Here is a 15799-nt window from a genome sequence, read left to right as displayed (position 1 = left end):
AAAATTCGTTTCTCTGAGGGAGCAGATTAATTCAATGAATACGTAAAGGTTTTCTCAGTAGTAGTTCCTTCTTTGGTTACAGGTTCTAAAATATGATTTGTCTTCTGGGTGAAAGGAAGTGGTGCTTTTGTGTCTAAGGAATAAATATCCTGGTTTGTTGCTTCCACTTTCTGAACAGTACCATTGGCAGAGTCTTCTTTTAAGAATTTTCCAACAAGAATAAGCCCAACCAGCACAAACATCTTAAATGTAAATCTCATAAAATAAACGTTAAAGGTGTTTTATTTAATTATGTATGGTAAATGTACGCGATCTCCCGCGCTTAAGTAATTATCAAGAGGTAACCCTTCTGTTAAGTAATTATCAAGCAACCTTTCTGCGCAGATCTTACCATTTTATGCCTACCAAGCTGATAAGCCTAGGTATGTACGGCAGGCCTGACTTCGGGTTTTTATCTTCCTCAGAAAAAGTTTTCCACACTACCGTTAGTATAAGTACTTATTCCTGAAATAGTACTCTCTCCAAATTCCCGCCAGGTTACCTCTCTGCGCAATGCGGGCGCAAAGATACGCACAAAAAAATCAATTATCTAACTGTTAACAATTTACAGACTCCGCTCAGGGGTTGGTTTATTGCAAATTCTATAAAAAGCAGCCTTCAATCAGTGTAAAGAGGTATATTTGTCTACTTATTAAATATGAATTTTTATGAATTATCATTTCCCCAGACTTCTTTTTCTTATAGTAGCTGGCATATTCTTCTGTAAAACTGACAGCTTTAGCCAAAAGATCAAGTCTGCGTCTTTCACGTATGCCCCTGAGACCGCCGGGAATTACTACAACCAGCAGATACCGCGTAAATCATACCCCGTCAATGCCACTGATTTTGTCATCCTGAGCCGGAAGTCTAACCAGACCTATGCCGTAGAGCGCTATGGCGCAGACCTGAAAACCAGATGGTCGGCTCCTTTTTCCCTTCTGGGTTCAGAATCTCTGGTGGCCTTTGCGGTCAGCGCCAAAACAGCCCTGGTGGTGACGCACCGCATAGACCCGGAACAAGGCAGCCAGGCGTTGTATGGCACCATCCTTGACCTTACCACGGGCAAGGAGCTGCAGCAGAAGAAACTGCAGGAAGCACCCAGCAAAAGCCGCAGGCTTACCCTTTCTGTCTCAGAAGATGGTTCTAAACTGGTTACCTACCACTCTATCACGCGTGATGAACAGCTGCGCTCTATGCTGGCCGTGGTCTATGACGCCACCACCCTCAATAAGATCAAAGAGCGGCCGTATGACTTTGGGGGCACCAACGGCCAGGTAACCGCGCAGGTGCACATTGACAACCGCGGTGACCAATACGTGTCTCTGCTAACAGATAACAACATGCGCCTGAGTGTGCGCCGCTACAACAACCAGGACAATGAGATCAAAGTGATGGAGGTGATGGTGGGCGGCGTGTTTGACGGGGAGAAACGCTACGTCCTGGACGCCCATTACCAGCTGGCCCAGGATAGCAGCCTGTACGCGGCAGTCTTAGTGGCCGAAGAGAAATCTGGGGACTACCGCAGCCTGAAACTGGTGAAGTTTGACTACGCTATCAACAATATGCGCTTCGCGGAAGAGTTTGTCTTTACCCCTGAGTTTTCACAGCGGGTGGCCAAAGCCAGCGGTGCCAACCGCCTGGAGGACATCTACCTGTCAGACATTCTGGTGAGCACAGAAGGCCAGGCCCTGGTACTGGCCGAAAAGAAATATGAGGAAGGCGGCGAGAACAGTCCCTATCACGCCAAAGAACTGCTGCTGTTCTCCTATGATGAGTACCTGAACCCCACCTGGAACTCAGTCATTTTAAAGAACCAGGTGGCCCCCGCCACTGAGGGCTTTGCCGGCATCTCTTACAGTGCCCGCCTCTTTGGGAACCGCCTGCAGCTGCTCACGCTGGAAACCCTGAACGGCAAAACAGATCTGTACAACCGCTCCATCCATCTCCTTACCGGCACCTCAGACACGCCAAAGCCTATGGGCTTGAACGTAGCCAATGATATGGGGGCCGCCTACGTCAAAGATTTTACCACGTGGCTGGAGGAGAACAGCATCATTGCCGTGAACCGTCCCTCTAAAGCCTCAGCGGGTCTTCGGCTAAGCCGAATCACCTTTAAATAGCCATTCTGTTTTCGGCCTGTTTTCGCCAAAACAGGCCGAAAACGGAAAATAGCCGAGCAGAGAAATGCACATGACGTAAGCTCCTTAGCGCTACACTTATGCACCTACAGGATCTCCTTTTCCCCCTGGATTTCACCTTCAAGGTTACTACCCTTGCCAACCGGCTCTCCGTCACAGACGCAAACGGCCGTAGAGCTCTCTATGTGAAGCAGCTTCACCATGATGAATTCTCAGAGTCAAGCTTATTGAACATTGACCCTTTTATAGACGAGATAACGGTTTTCAAAGATGCTTCTGAGGCAGAAGCCATTTACACCATCAAAGCAGTTCCCTGGAAAAATTTTACTGCTTCCTTCGGGTTCTTAGATGCCAAGGGGCAGGTCTTAGGCTACGTAGCCCGCGTTACGTGGGTGCCTGAATTGGCGGCGCATTACCAGGTATTTGACCAGCACCTGCAAGCCATCTTTACCATAAGAGAAGGGGCGGGATGGGTAAGGGCAAGCGACACTGCTTTAGGGAAAATCCCTTTTATAGGCTTGTTCACTGGTTACTTTTTCAACCCGTCTTACCATGTCACGCGGCCCGGTGGCGCATTGGTCGCCACCCTCCAAAAGCAGAAATCCTTTTTAGCCCGCAAATTCACCGTCTACAAAGAAAGCACCTGCACAGTCATTGAGCAGGAACAGATACTGCTCAGTTTGCTCTTGATGACTATTCAGGAGAGACGCCGCGGATAGACCCAGAACGTTACAATTAAAAAAACAGAACGCCCCGCTAAATCAGCGGGGCGTTCTGTTTTTGAGCTGTTCTGGCCAAAACAGGCCTAAAACGCATTTTAAAGATTTGGCTTCTTACTGGGGAACTGTAAACACCACACTATCTCTGGCAGGGTACTGCTCCAGCCCCTGGTTTGCCACACGTGCCTGTATGGTGAACTTACTTCCTGGGGCAACAGTAGCTGGTACCTGGTAATTAAAGAGAAGCGAGTCTGTACGGGTTATTTTGCTATAAGCGGGCTTATATGCACTCTCCCCTATTTTGGTTAACTGGCCCCCTGACCGCATGTAAAACTGAATATCCTTGATCTGGCCCTCAGACCAGAACCGCAGATCCAGTGTCAGGTTGGTACCGGGCTGTACAGTGGCGGTGGCAGGAGTAACTAGTTTGAAGGTGGAGATTCTAGGCACATACCCCAAGTCCTCTTTGATGATCTCTTCCAGATCTTCGGTTGGGTCTTCATCACAGGAGCTAAATGTTAAGGCAAGCCCCATCAATAAGAAAGCAAGTAAACTATTAATCTTTTTCATGTCTTAGCTGTTTATTGGAATAACCATAAGATGTCTGTCTGGGTAACTCCCTTTGGCAAGCAGGTATTCACACCGGGCTCCTCATCTGCCAGATTAGAGCGCTGCACCCAAGGGTTGCCTGGGAGTTGGTTCACAACAGGTTTCGAAAGCCCTGGATAAACCGTCTGGCTATACTGGTAACGCCGCATATCTACCCATGTCTCAATTTGAAGAAACAGCGCCAGATACTTCTGCAGCATGATGTCCTGAAGCGTGAGAGTAGCCGCACTCAATGCCACGGTTGGGCTGGCCAGATAGGTAGTGATTTCACCTGCCGGCACCCCCACTTTAGCCATACTGGCTTCTATCCCTCTCCTGTAAGCGGCATACGCCTCTGGTTTATTGGTATTGAAAAGAGCCTCAGCAATAATAAACTGCATTTCTGCATACGTAATAAACAAGATGGGCGCCACGGCCCTGGTATGCCAGGAGGAGGCCGTCATGTTCACATTGACATCTGCCTGGGTACCTGCCACCGCACCTGGTGTGAGACCAATGTAGGAAGCCCCAGTGCCTGACTTTGTCACCAGAATAGGCAAACGGGGATCTGTCACCCCTTGAAATCTGCCACCCCGCCCACTCAATAAATCAATCACATAAGAGCTTGGCTGCATGATTTTGCTTGTAGCATTGCCCAAAAAGCCAAACCAGGGGTTAGGGTTCTGAGTCTCATAATTCAGCTGCAGGTCATCTGCATTAGACGTGAAGGACGCCGCCGCCTCCTGCGCTGCCATAGCCAGCATAGCTGGCTCCTTCTCACTCAGGTGCAGAAAGTAGCGGGCTCTTACCGCTCTGGCCGCTTTTGTCCATTTAGTCAGGTCCCCGTTATAAATCAGGTCATTCTGTACCGTTTGTAAGCTGGGAAGGGTAGGCAGTGGCCGCGCCAGGTCTACAATGGCGCCATCTAAAAGCGCTTTTATGTGCACCCGGTACAAGTCTTCCATCTTATCATAGCAGGGATACAGATTGGCCGTTCCTTTGTTTGCCTCAGAGTAAGGGGCGTCCCCATAAATATCTGCCACAGTCATCAGGTTCAAGGCCAGCAGGGTTTTGGCAATGCCTGAGTAATTATAAGCACCGGCAGCCTCAGCCCTTGCAATAATGTCTTGAAGCGCAGGCAGGGCATCTGAATAAAACGGCTGCCACAGCTGATCAAAGCCATACGGTGCAAATTGACTCACCGTCTGGCCTGTAAGGTACTCTGGATACTGTATTCCATACTGGGCAGCGCCATATTGCGTATTGGCAGAAAAACGCTCAGCAGACGGAAGCAAGGTAGGCAGAGTCGCCTCCTCCCCACTTACTCTTGACGGATCTGTATTTACATCAAGCAGGTCACTACAAGCACCCATACACAAGGTGCTAAAGGCGACTGCTGCACTATATATTATCTTTCTCAATATTATCTTTCTCATAATAAGAATCAAAAGCTAAAGTTTAAACCAAAATAAACACTTCTGGTAGCGGGTATATTGGTACCCACGTAACCAAAGACATTGCTGCCTGGCCCATAGGCGCTCTGCTCTGGGTCAAACCCTACAAAGGGAGAGGACATCCAAAGGTTGTTTCCTGTAACAGAGGCCGTCACATTTGAGAAGGGGGTTTTCCCCAATAGTCCCTTAGGCAAGGTATAAGAAAGGCTTACGTTTTGCAGGCGCAGCACAGAGGCTTCCTGAAAACCGTTATATTCACTGGCCAACCGGTACCTGAAAGCCTGGCTATAGAAGTTTGCCACGTCCAGCACCACCGGAGTTGTATTCTCTACCCAAACCGGGTTCTCTGTGGTACCCGTATTGACTACACCGTCAAAAATCACTAACCGGTTACGGAGCTCTGTTTCTGCACCAGTTGGCGCCTCGCCACCAGTAGAACCATAACGCATACGTCTGTTAATGTCAAAAGCGTAGCCTCCTTTTCTGAAGTTGAACAAGAAGCTCAGTTCAAAATTCTTGTACCGCAAAGTGTTGTTCCAGCCCCCTTCAAAATCAGGGAACGCATTTCCCAGATAAGTGTCTTCAGACAGTGCAGCCCCCTTCCACTGGTTGTTTACGTTTGGGTAACCATCTACAATGACTAACCGTCCGTTTGCAGGGCTTGCAGGATCTTCAACTCTGCTAAGTTTCCAGCCATACCAGTCACCGGGTCTTCCGCCAGGCTGAATTCGCTGTTTTACCCAAGGGCTCTCTGGCTGGAACGTGATTACGCTTACCCCCTCTGGCATTTCCAGCACCTCGCCCCGCAGGCGGGAAAAGTTGAAAATAGTGTTCCAGCTAAAGTCACCGCCTTTGATGACATCTGCATCTACCACTAACTCCAGCACCCGGTTCTGGATTTCCCCAGCATTGGTCACATAGGTTGAGAAACCTGTGGAGCGGCTGGTGGGGATAGGCACAATCTGGTCAACAGAGTTCTGAATAGCATAGTTGGCGTCCAGACGCAGCCTGTTCCCCAGAAACGCCAGCTCTACCCCAAATTCAAAGCCTTTGGTACGCTCTGGCCGCAGCGTCTCTGACCCAATGGTCTCACTTCTTCTAACACCCGCCACCCCTAAGAAGGGAGCCTGGGTGGTGTAGTAGTTCCCAAGCAGATAAGGGGCAGCATCTTTCCCTACCTCCGCGTAAGAAGCCCTCAGTTTACCGTAGTTAAAATAGCGGTTACCTGAAAGCCCTAAAGTCTCACTGAAGATGTAGGCTAAACTTACAGATGGGTAGAAGAAGGATCTGTTTGCTTTAGGCAAGGTAGAGGACCAGTCATTACGGCCTGTCACATTTAAGAAGACGGTTTCCCTATAGTTCAGCTTTGCATCTCCAAACACCCCAATGATGTTGCGTTCAGACGGGTAAGAGCGAACGGTGTATTGCCCCAGGTTATTCACACTGTTAAAGTCTGGCAGAATGAAGTTGGTTCCTGAGCCGTTCACATCTGTAGTGTTGATCATGGTCACCTGGTTCCCAAGTGACACCGTGAGTCCAAAGTTTTCATTAAGCTGCCGGTCTCCCGTGAGCAATAAATTGCTGTTAATCTCCTGGTAGGTGAGGTACTGCTCAGAAATACTGCCTCGGCTGGTAGCCGAAATTAAGACGGTAGGGCGGGTCACTACATTACGTTGGGTCCCATAGTAGTCAATACCGGCACGGTAGTCCAGCGCAAGCCAATCAGTAAACCTGTAATTTAACCCCATGTTGCCTATGATGCGGTTCAGGGTTTCTGTCTGGTAAGCATTCTCAGCAAAGAAAAGCGGGTTGTCTAACTGCGTAGTATATCTGTTCTGGGTTCCGTCAGGGTTCAGATAGTTTTCAATGTTCACGTCTGGCGCGTACCTGGAGGCATAAGAGATGACCCCTGAGCCACCTACCCCGTTTCTGGGGTTCGTATTGTTTGAATTAATAAAGTTAGCAGAGGCGTCTATCTTCAGCCGTTCAGTAGCCTGCAGGGTACCTGCAATCTTAGCGGTTGTTCGCTCATATTCAGAATTAGGCACCACCCCGGTTTGGTCCAGGCGGCCCAGGGAACCGTAGAAAGTAGCCTTGTCAGTACCTCCTGAGAAAGAAAAATTATTCTGATACTGGTGCCCCGTGTTGAATACCTGGTCCCACTGGTCATATACAGGCTCTCCCGCCGGAATAGGTGGCCCATCTGCCCGGTAATCAGCAGGATTGTAAATGCCATTGAAACCGCGCCCGTACTTATCCTGCATGGGGGGCGTACGGTACACGTCATCAAAGCTGACAGAGGTGCGGTAATTAAAGGTTGTTTTACCCGCCTGACCAGACTTGGTAGTGATGATCACAGCACCGTTAGAAGCCCGCAATCCATACAAAGCAGACGCGGCAGGCCCTTTCAGCACAGAGATAGAGGCTATATCATCTGGGTTGATATCAGCAAAACGGTTGCTATTGGTAAACGTGCTCCCTTCCCTTCCTCCTGTAATATCTGTCTGGTTACTTACAGGAACACCGTCTATCACAAAAAGAGGCTGATTATTGGCACTAGGATTTAAGGAGTTGATACCCCGTATCACAATTGTAGAACCAGCCCCGGGGGTACCGCCTGCACTGGTAATGCTCACCCCGGCCACTCTTCCACGCAGAGCATTCAAAGCATTGGGCTGATTGGTTTCCTGGATCAGTTTGCTATCCACCTCCTGCACCGCGTAGGTCAGTGCCTTCCGCTCCTGAACCACCCCAAATGCCGTTACCACCACCTCATCTAAGGCACGTGCATCTTCATTCAAGATAACATTGATGGTCTGCTGATTGCCAACCGTCACCTCTCTTGTCACAAAACCTATAAAGGAGAAAACCAGCACTGAATTGGGTCCAGGAACTGTAATAGAGAATTGGCCGTCTGCGCCAGTTGAAGCACCATTGGTGGGGGAGCCTTTCTCTAATACGGTTACGCCGGGAAGCGCCTCTCTGGACTTGCCCGAGGTGACCTGCCCGGTTATTCTAATTTGGGCAAACGAATTCAAGCTCGCTATGACCAATAGAAGTAATAAAAGTAGGTGTTTTATCATAGTTATTAGGTGTATTGGTAGATTATTTCGGCCAAATTAGCAGAAAAATTACGACATGAAAAACGTTTTTATTCTTTTTAAATTTATTTAACCAATTAAATAATACTTAATTTAACAGTAATTCATCATGTTGATTATCAAACGTTTGTAATTACAATATCTTAAATTTAAATAAAACAACTTTACATATTAAAACATTAACTCATTGCTTTTTATTTATAAAAGCAAAAAAAAGAGACCCTACGTTTTATGATAAATAAAGTTTCAAACATCTAGTTTTTTTACATTATCATAAAAACAGAACGCCCCGCTGTATTAGCGGGGCGTTCTGTTTTTGAGCTGTTTTGGCCAAAACAGGCCGAAAACGTAAAATTAGTACACGAACTCGTTTGCCTTGATCATCTCAGCGGCAATACGGCGGCGGGCTTCTTTGGTGTTGTAGGGCTCCAGTTTGGTGAAACGCTTCAGACCAATCAACAACAGTTTCTGCTCATCACCTGGTTCAGACATGGCGGCAATGGCTTCTTTCCCGGCTTTGTTGATGCGGTCAGCGGCGTCATTAATCACCACGCGCATCATGTCCAGCTGGCGGCTGGTGGCTTCTTCGCCGTTGCGGCTCACCAGTTTCTCTACGCGCAGCATGGTAGACTCGGCAATGTAGGTCTGGATGGCCATGTCAGCGATATACATCAAGACTTCCTGCTCTTTGTCAAGCGTCATCATGAACTTCTGCACGGCGGTACCGGCGGTCAGCAACACGGCTTTCTTGAATTTACCCACGGCTTTCTTCTCATAGGCAAACAGGCTGGTGTCCTCGTCGCCAAAATCAGGGATGGCCATCAGCTCGTTCTGCACGTTGGCGGCCGGGCCCATCAAATCCAGTTCGCCTTTCATAGCTTTTTTCAACACCATGTCTACAATGAGCATACGGTTGATTTCATTGGTGCCTTCAAAGATGCGGTTGATACGGGCATCGCGGTACGCGCGGTCCATGGGATAATCAGCTGAGAAACCGTAGCCTCCGTAAATCTGTACGCCTTCGTCTACCACGTAGTCCAACACTTCAGAGCCGTCTACTTTCAAGATAGCGGCTTCCACAGCGAACTCACGGGCGGCTTCCAACACAGCTTCATTGTAGCTTTTACCGGCGGCCAATAGCTCTTGCTCCTTCACGTGAATGTCATGGCCACAACGGTACAGCGCAGATTCTACCGCGAAGATTCTGATGGCCTGCTCCGCTAGTTTATGACGAATGGCTCCGAACTTGGAGATTGGAATTTTGAACTGGATGCGCTCATTGGCATATTTCACCGACAGGTCTGCTACGCTTTTACAAGCACCCAAACACGCCGCCGCCAGTTTAATACGGCCAATGTTCAGGATGTTGAACGCAATCAAGTGGCCTTTGCCAATCTCGCCCAGCACGTTTTCCTTCGGCACTTTGCAGTCAGTTAAGAACACCTGGCGGGTAGAAGAACCTTTGATACCCATCTTGTGCTCCTCAGGGCCTAGGCTCAGACCTTCGTAGCCTTTCTCTACAATGAAGCCGGTGAACTTGTCGCCGTCTACCTGCGCGAAGACAATGAACACATCGGCGAAGCCGGCGTTCGTAATCCACATTTTCTGGCCGTTCAAGATGTAGTTTTCGCCTTCCACGTCCAGTACTGCTTTGGTCTTCGCGGCCAAGGCATCAGAACCGGAACCTGGCTCTGTCAAGCAATAAGATGCCGACCATTCGCCGGAGGCGAGTTTAGGAATGTACTTGGCTTTCTGCTCCTCTGTACCGAAGTACAGGATGGGCAGCGTACCGATACCGGTATGCGCGGCAAACGCCACCGGGAACGAGTGCCCAGACCCCACCGATTCGGTTACGAGCAAAGACGAGTTAAAGTCCATGCTCAGCCCGCCGTACTCCTCCGGGATGGCTACGCCAAACAGGCCGAGTTCCCCGGCTTTTTTCATTAAGCCTTCCATCAGGCCTTCCTCGTGGTTGTCCAGGCGCTCCACCAACGGGTACACCTCGGTCTGCACAAACTGCTGGGCCGTCTCGGCCATCATGCGCTGCTCCTCAGAGAAATCCTCCGGGATGAAAATATCTGCGGCGTTGGTTTCTTTGATGATGAACTCACCGCCTTTTAAGGTTTTGTTAGTTGCTTCCATATTTTAAGACTCTAGATTCTAGATGTTAGATTTTAGACTATTTATTCTTTTTGATGATAGACTGTTGAAACCCATAAATCATGCGCTGCACTTGGTTCATCTTTTGTAACATGTCCTGGTAATCGTTTTCCTTTACAAAGCCAAAAGCATGTGCCAGAACTAACTGCGTGTCCACTTCAAAGGCAGAACCTAACGCAAATCCTAAAAACTGAACGAACTCTTTATCAGAGTTTCTTCCGGCCCCTTCTGAAATATTAGAGGCGACAGAAACAACCGCACGATTCATCTGCGATGTTAGACCATACTTCTCGTTCGCCGGGAAAGTAGAAGTCAACTCGTACACTTGCTTTGCAAGCGAAATTGCCTCCTGCCATACCTTTAATTCCCTAAAATTGTGCATCAGAAAAGTCTAGTATCTAACATCTAGCGTCTAACATCTATTTAAGCAGTTCATAGATACCAGCCACGCCCTGGCCACCGCCCACACAGGCCGTCACCATGCCATATTTCTTGTTCATGCGGCGGAGGTCACTGAACAGCTGCACGCTGAGTTTGGCACCGGTACAACCCAACGGGTGACCAAGCGCAATGGCGCCGCCGTTCGGGTTGAGTTTGTCTGGGTCAATGCCCAGTTCCCGCATCACGGCGATGGACTGTGACGCGAAGGCCTCGTTCATCTCAATGATGTCAATGTCCTGCAGGTTCATGCCGGCGTTTTTCAAGGCCTTCGGAATGGCTTTTACCGGGCCCATGCCCATGATGCGCGGGTCCACGCCTTCGGCGGCGTAAGACACCAGGCGGGCGATGGGCTCAATGTTCAGTTCTTTCACCATGCGCTCGCTCATGACCAGCACAAAAGCAGCCCCGTCTGAGGTCTGCGAAGAATTCCCGGCCGTCACGCTTCCGTTGGCGGCAAAAACCGGACGCAGCTTGGCCAATCGCTCCAGCGACGTATCAGCGCGGGGACCTTCATCGGTGTCTACCACATAGGAGCGGGTTTTCTTTTTGCCGTTCTCGTCTAAGAAAGTCTCTTCCACCGTAATAGGCACAATCTGATCTTTGAACCGACCTTCCTGAATGGCTCTGATGGCTTTCTGGTGCGAGGCAAAGGCAAAGGCATCCTGGTCTTCGCGGCTCACATTGAAGTCATTGGCCACGGCCTCGGCGGTCAAGCCCATGCTCAGGTAATATTCCGGGTGCTCTTTGGCGATCTTGTAGTTCGGCACGGTTTTCCAGCCCACCACCGGCACCAGGCTCATAGACTCGGCGCCTCCGGCGATGACACAGTCGGCCATGCCCGCCTGAATCTTGAAAGATGCCGTGGCGATGGTTTCAATACCCGAGCCGCAGTAGCGGTTCATGATGGCACCGGGCACGTTGATGGGCAGCGACAGGAGCGAAATCATACGCCCCATCTGCAGGCCCTGCTCGGCCTCGGGCACCGCGTTCCCTACCAGCAGGTCGTCTACGCGGGCAGGGTCCAGCTGCGGCACCGATGCCAGCAGGTGTTTGATCACATCGGCGGCCAAATCATCGGGCCGGGTGAACCGGAATACGCCGCGCGGGGCTTTCCCCACGGCGGTTCTGAATCCGGCAACTATATAGGCAGTTTGCATTTTCTTTTCTGTTTTTGAGGTGTTTTTATAAAAACAAGCTGAAAACGAGTTTCATTCTATTTTCTCTTCTTGATACTCCCTGTCATCCTGAAAGGACCTTGTGGGCTAACTGTAATTAATTCTAAAGCCACCCCACTTTTGTCATTCTGAAAGAATCTCGGTGGCGAACGGTAGTTCAGTCGGCTACTTTCAGGAAAAGCAGCTTCGGGTTAATGGTCTTAATCAAAGCTACTTTTTCTTCTCTGCTCATTAGTTTCAGTTCTGTCTCCCGGTCAATGGCATGCTGCACAAAGGTGTGCCGCTCATAATAGAGCAACTTGTAGCAGTAGTACCTTCCGGCAAACGTCTCAGGCTTCCCTCTGTTCTCCCGGTGTTCATACAGCCTGCGGAGCAGGTCATTGGTCATTCCCACGTAGAGCACAGTCTTTGTAGGGTTTGACGTGATATAGACAAAGTAGTTATGCTGTTTCATGCCCGCTGCCTGTCTAGTTCGCCACCAAGATTCTTCCAGAATGACAAAAAAGGGGAAGGCTGTTTGTAAACGCCTTGCCTTCTATTGCATGTTTCATTCGCCCACTGTTCCCTAAGTTCTTTTCAGTATGACAGAGAGGGAAGAGACGTTGCTTGAGTGAAATCAAACTTCTTTCAGAATGACAAAGAGAGGAGCGGCCGGTTGCCAAAGCTCCTGAGAGCAAACTTTCCGTTTTTGGCCTGTTTTCTGAAAACTAGGCCAAAAACAGAAGAGTCAACCCCTAATTCCGCAGCGGTTTACCCGTAGTCAAGATGCTCTTGATGCGCTCCAGGGTCTTACGCTCACCGCAGAGACTCAGGAAGGCTTCGCGCTCCAGGTCCAGCAGGTATTGCTCAGAGACTTCAGACGGCATGGAGAGGTCACCGCCGCACATGACGTAGGCCAGCTTCTCAGAGATTTTGCGGTCGTGCTCAGAGATGAAACCACCGGCCTGCATGGCGTAAGCGCCCGTCACGAACATGCCCAATCCGCCGCGGCCCTGCACTTTGATGTTGGTCTTGGGCGTGGGTTTGGTGTAACCGGCTTCGGCTAAGAGAATGGCTTCGGCCTTGGCTTCGGCAATAAGGCGGTTGTTGTTCAAAGTGATGCCATCGCCGCGGCGCATAAAGCCAAGGTCAAAAGCCTCAGCAGCCGAGGTAGAGACTTTGGCCGTACCAATGGTCATGAACACGTTGCGCAGGGCGTTGTATTCGGTGTCACCTTCTTCATAGGCCGCCGAGGTACGCAAGGTCATTTCCTTCGTTCCGCCGCCGCCTGGGATCAAGCCTACCCCGAACTCTACCAGCCCGATGTAACTTTCAGCGGCCGCCTGCACGCGGTCGGCGTGTAAGCAAAGCTCGCAGCCCCCACCCAAGGTTAAACCATGCGGCGCGGCCACCACCGGAATAGCCGAGTAGCGCATGCGCATCATGGTGTTCTGGAACTGCCGGATCATGAGGTTCAGTTCGTCATACTCCTGGTCCAGTGCGTACATGAACACCAGGCCCAGGTTGGCTCCCGCCGAGAAATTAGCGGCCTCATTGCCCACAACCACGCCTCTGAAATTCTGCTCGGCCAGGTCAATGCCTTTGTTCAACCCCTGAATGATCTCGCTGCCAATAGAGTTCATCTTAGAGTGGAACTCCACGTTCAGGATGCCGTCGCCCAGGTCAATGATAGAGCAGCCGGCGTTTTTCCAGACTACGTTGGTGCCGCGCAGCACGTCCAGCAGCACAAATTTCTCGGTGCCCGGAATCTGCTTGTATTCTTTGGTGGGGATGTCATAGTACTGGCGCTGGCCGTTGTGGCTGCGGTAGAAACTCTCGTGCCCGGCCTCCAGCATCTCGTACACCCACTGGGCCGGCTTATACCCGGCGGTTTCCATGGCGCTCACGGTCTCGCGTACACCCACGGCATCCCAGGTCTCAAAAGGCCCCAGCTCCCACCCGAAGCCCGCACGCATGGCATCATCAATGCGGTAGAGTTCGTCAGAAATCTCCGGAATCCGGTTGGTTACGTACTGGAACAGCCCAAAGGAAGTCTCCCGAAAGAAGTCGCCCGCTTTGTCCTGCACCTGACTGAACGCTTTGAGGCGCTTGCGCAGGTCTTCAATGGGCTTAAGCATCTCCATGCTCTGGAATTTGACCTTCTGCTTGGGCCCGTATTCTAGGGTTTTCAGGTCCAGCGTGAGAATCTCAGTGGCTCCCTGGGCGTTTTTGGTTTTCTTGTAAAAGCCTTGTCTGGTTTTATCGCCTAACCAGTTTTTCTCCAGCATCTGCTGAATGTAGGCGGGCAACTGGAACAGGTCACGGGCTTCGTCTTTCTCACCAGATTGGTACAAGCCTTGGGCTACCTTGGCCAGTGTGTCCAGACCTACCACATCAGACGTTCTGAAGGTGGCTGATTTGGGTCTTCCTACTACCGGGCCGGTTAAGCGGTCTACTTCGTCTACATTCAGGCCGAGTTTCTCCATCACGTGCAGCACCTGCATGATGCCGTAGATACCCACGCGGTTGGCGATGAACGCCGGGGTGTCTTTGGCCAGCACGGTGGTTTTGCCCAGGAACAGGTCCCCGTATTCCAGCAGAAACTGCGTGATTTCAGGGTCTGTGTAAGGGGTTGGAATTATCTCCAGCAACTTGAGGTAGCGCGGCGGGTTGAAGAAGTGGGTACCGCAGAAGTGTTTTTGGAAATCTTCTGAACGGCCTTCGGCCATCAAGTGAATAGGAATACCAGAGGTATTAGAGGTAATCAGCGTGCCCGGCTTGCGGTATTGCTCCACCTTCTCAAAGATGGACTGCTTGATTTTCAGGTTCTCCACCACCACCTCAATGGTCCAGTCGCAGTCGGCAATGCCTTTGAGGTCATCATCAAAGTTACCGGTCTTGATGAGGCTGGCTTTGGTTTTCTCGTAGAGCGGTGCGGGGTTAGACGTAATGGCCGTCTGGAGGGCGGTGTTCACAATGCGGTTGCGCACCAGCTTGTTCTCCAGCGTAAGGCCTTTGGCCTGTTCCTCGGGCAGAAGCTCCCGCGGCACCATGTCCAGCAGCAGCACCTGCACGCCAATGTTCGCGAAGTGGCAGGCAATGCGCGAGCCCATCACGCCCGAGCCCAGCACCGCCACTTTCTTGATAATTCTCTTCATAGTTGCTCTTAATTATGTATCACGATGTGCGTATCACGTAGCACGATTAATTCTATTTAAGCTTTTAGGTACTCCTCCGTCCCCTTTGAAGGGGGTAGGAGAATGATTACTCGTGTTGATAATCGCATTCCCGAGAATCAATCCTTTTCCTATTTAAGCTAAGTACTCTTTTCTTCAAATGCCCTTGTCATCCCCTCCCTTCAAAGGGGGGAAGAGCAGTTTCTGTTTTCGGCCTGTTTTAGCCAAAACAGGTCAGAAACGCCTTTCATTTTTCACTGTTTCCTTCGTCAGAAAAAACATCTTTAGACTCAATCAAACTGTTAATCTGGCCAATCACCTGAAAAAACACCTGCAGCTGGCTCTCCGGGATCACCTCCCGCACTTTATAATTGAACTGCTTTACGGTGATGCGGCTCACCTCCCGTTTCTCCAGCCCCAGTTCTGTCAAGAGAATGCGCACGCTCCGCTTGTCCTGGGTGTCTGCCACTTTGTAGATAAGGCCTTTCTCTTCCATGCTTTTCAAGATGCGCGTCAGGCTGCGGGCTTCCAGCCCCAGCAGCGGCGCAATCTTGGTGGCGGCCGTGCCCTGGTCAGGGTCAATGTTCAGGAGCACAAACCCAATGGAGGTGGTGATGTCATTCTTGGCCGCCTCTGCATTGTACATACGCGCAATGGCATGCCAGCACACCTTTATATTATAGTCTACCGTCTCACTTGCTTTCATGGAATGTCTGTAGGTCTATACCTCTCTTACCAAATTTAGAAAAATTTGTTATGCTTGCATACTATAATTGAAGATTTTTTTCTCTCGGCAAGAAGAAATGCGTTTTTACCTTATTTTACGGAA

Annotated in this window: 12 protein-coding genes; 2 read left to right on the top strand and 10 right to left on the bottom strand. The window is 50.2% G+C overall.

Features of this window, described 5'->3' with window-relative positions; all coding sequences use genetic code 11:
* Window positions 1–26: 26 nt before the first annotated feature.
* The gene (locus FHS90_RS11215; RefSeq protein ID WP_182513113.1) at window positions 27–260 is read right to left on the bottom strand and encodes a hypothetical protein; all 234 of its coding nucleotides are present in this window, start codon (window positions 258–260) and stop codon (window positions 27–29) included.
* Window positions 261–707: 447 nt separating this feature from the next.
* Between FHS90_RS11215 and FHS90_RS11210 the strand changes: the two genes are divergently transcribed.
* Together FHS90_RS11210 and FHS90_RS11205 are read left to right on the top strand one after the other, a co-directional pair.
* On the top strand, window positions 708–2159 hold the full coding sequence (locus FHS90_RS11210) for a hypothetical protein (protein ID WP_182513112.1): 1452 nt from the start codon (window positions 708–710) through the stop codon (window positions 2157–2159).
* Between the two features lie 98 nt (window positions 2160–2257).
* Window positions 2258–2896 carry a hypothetical protein gene (locus tag FHS90_RS11205; protein WP_182513111.1) on the top strand — a complete coding sequence of 213 codons (639 nt, stop codon included), beginning with the start codon at window positions 2258–2260 and terminating at the stop codon, window positions 2894–2896.
* A gap of 114 nt (window positions 2897–3010) precedes the next feature.
* On the opposite strand, the gene FHS90_RS11200 is transcribed toward FHS90_RS11205, so the two are convergent.
* The 9 genes from FHS90_RS11200 to FHS90_RS11160 form a co-directional block, all read right to left on the bottom strand.
* Window positions 3011–3466 (bottom strand): hypothetical protein, encoded by a 456-nt coding sequence (locus FHS90_RS11200; protein ID WP_153042638.1) that lies wholly within the window; start codon window positions 3464–3466, stop codon window positions 3011–3013.
* Window positions 3467–3477: 11 nt separating this feature from the next.
* Window positions 3478–4857 (bottom strand): SusD/RagB family nutrient-binding outer membrane lipoprotein, encoded by a 1380-nt coding sequence (locus FHS90_RS11195; protein WP_182513110.1) that lies wholly within the window; start codon window positions 4855–4857, stop codon window positions 3478–3480.
* 71 nt (window positions 4858–4928) lie between these two features.
* Window positions 4929–8021, bottom strand: a complete 3093-nt coding sequence (locus FHS90_RS11190; protein WP_066832966.1) for a SusC/RagA family TonB-linked outer membrane protein — start codon at window positions 8019–8021, stop codon at window positions 4929–4931.
* Window positions 8022–8393: 372 nt separating this feature from the next.
* The gene (locus tag FHS90_RS11185) at window positions 8394–10181 is read right to left on the bottom strand and encodes an acyl-CoA dehydrogenase FadE (RefSeq protein ID WP_182513109.1); all 1788 of its coding nucleotides are present in this window, start codon (window positions 10179–10181) and stop codon (window positions 8394–8396) included.
* Window positions 10182–10218: 37 nt separating this feature from the next.
* On the bottom strand, window positions 10219–10581 hold the full coding sequence (locus tag FHS90_RS11180) for a four helix bundle protein (RefSeq protein ID WP_066832961.1): 363 nt from the start codon (window positions 10579–10581) through the stop codon (window positions 10219–10221).
* A 37-nt stretch (window positions 10582–10618) separates the two neighbouring features.
* Window positions 10619–11797, bottom strand: a complete 1179-nt coding sequence (locus FHS90_RS11175) for an acetyl-CoA C-acyltransferase (protein ID WP_182513108.1) — start codon at window positions 11795–11797, stop codon at window positions 10619–10621.
* Window positions 11798–11972: 175 nt separating this feature from the next.
* Entirely contained in the window at window positions 11973–12269 is a 297-nt protein-coding gene (locus FHS90_RS11170; RefSeq protein WP_066832954.1) for a GIY-YIG nuclease family protein, read from the bottom strand.
* Window positions 12270–12549: 280 nt separating this feature from the next.
* Window positions 12550–14952: a 3-hydroxyacyl-CoA dehydrogenase/enoyl-CoA hydratase family protein gene (locus FHS90_RS11165; protein ID WP_182513107.1), complete on the bottom strand. Its 2403-nt coding sequence runs from the start codon at window positions 14950–14952 to the stop codon at window positions 12550–12552.
* Between the two features lie 265 nt (window positions 14953–15217).
* Window positions 15218–15676 carry a MarR family winged helix-turn-helix transcriptional regulator gene (locus FHS90_RS11160; protein ID WP_182513106.1) on the bottom strand — a complete coding sequence of 153 codons (459 nt, stop codon included), beginning with the start codon at window positions 15674–15676 and terminating at the stop codon, window positions 15218–15220.
* Between the last annotated feature and the right edge of the window lie 123 nt (window positions 15677–15799).

It is taken from the genome of Rufibacter ruber (assembly GCF_014138425.1).
Taxonomy (GTDB): Bacteria; Bacteroidota; Bacteroidia; order Cytophagales; family Hymenobacteraceae; genus Nibribacter; species Nibribacter ruber_C.
Note: the sequence above shows the minus strand (reverse complement) of the source record. Positions and strands in the feature narration are given on the sequence as shown.

Excerpts from the sequence above, each read along its gene's own strand:
- FHS90_RS11205 (WP_182513111.1), top strand. The coding sequence starts at position 2,258 with ATGCACCTACAGGATCTCCTTTTCCCCCTGGATTTCACCTTCAAGGTT.
- FHS90_RS11210 (WP_182513112.1), top strand. The coding sequence starts at position 708 with ATGAATTATCATTTCCCCAGACTTCTTTTTCTTATAGTAGCTGGCATA.
- FHS90_RS11165 (WP_182513107.1), bottom strand. The coding sequence starts at position 14,952 with ATGAAGAGAATTATCAAGAAAGTGGCGGTGCTGGGCTCGGGCGTGATG.
- FHS90_RS11190 (WP_066832966.1), bottom strand. The coding sequence starts at position 8,021 with ATGATAAAACACCTACTTTTATTACTTCTATTGGTCATAGCGAGCTTG.
- FHS90_RS11170 (WP_066832954.1), bottom strand. The coding sequence starts at position 12,269 with ATGAAACAGCATAACTACTTTGTCTATATCACGTCAAACCCTACAAAG.
- FHS90_RS11215 (WP_182513113.1), bottom strand. The coding sequence starts at position 260 with ATGAGATTTACATTTAAGATGTTTGTGCTGGTTGGGCTTATTCTTGTT.
- FHS90_RS11160 (WP_182513106.1), bottom strand. The coding sequence starts at position 15,676 with ATGAAAGCAAGTGAGACGGTAGACTATAATATAAAGGTGTGCTGGCAT.
- FHS90_RS11200 (WP_153042638.1), bottom strand. The coding sequence starts at position 3,466 with ATGAAAAAGATTAATAGTTTACTTGCTTTCTTATTGATGGGGCTTGCC.
- FHS90_RS11195 (WP_182513110.1), bottom strand. The coding sequence starts at position 4,857 with ATGGGTGCTTGTAGTGACCTGCTTGATGTAAATACAGATCCGTCAAGA.
- FHS90_RS11180 (WP_066832961.1), bottom strand. The coding sequence starts at position 10,581 with ATGCACAATTTTAGGGAATTAAAGGTATGGCAGGAGGCAATTTCGCTT.
- FHS90_RS11175 (WP_182513108.1), bottom strand. The coding sequence starts at position 11,797 with ATGCAAACTGCCTATATAGTTGCCGGATTCAGAACCGCCGTGGGGAAA.
- FHS90_RS11185 (WP_182513109.1), bottom strand. The coding sequence starts at position 10,181 with ATGGAAGCAACTAACAAAACCTTAAAAGGCGGTGAGTTCATCATCAAA.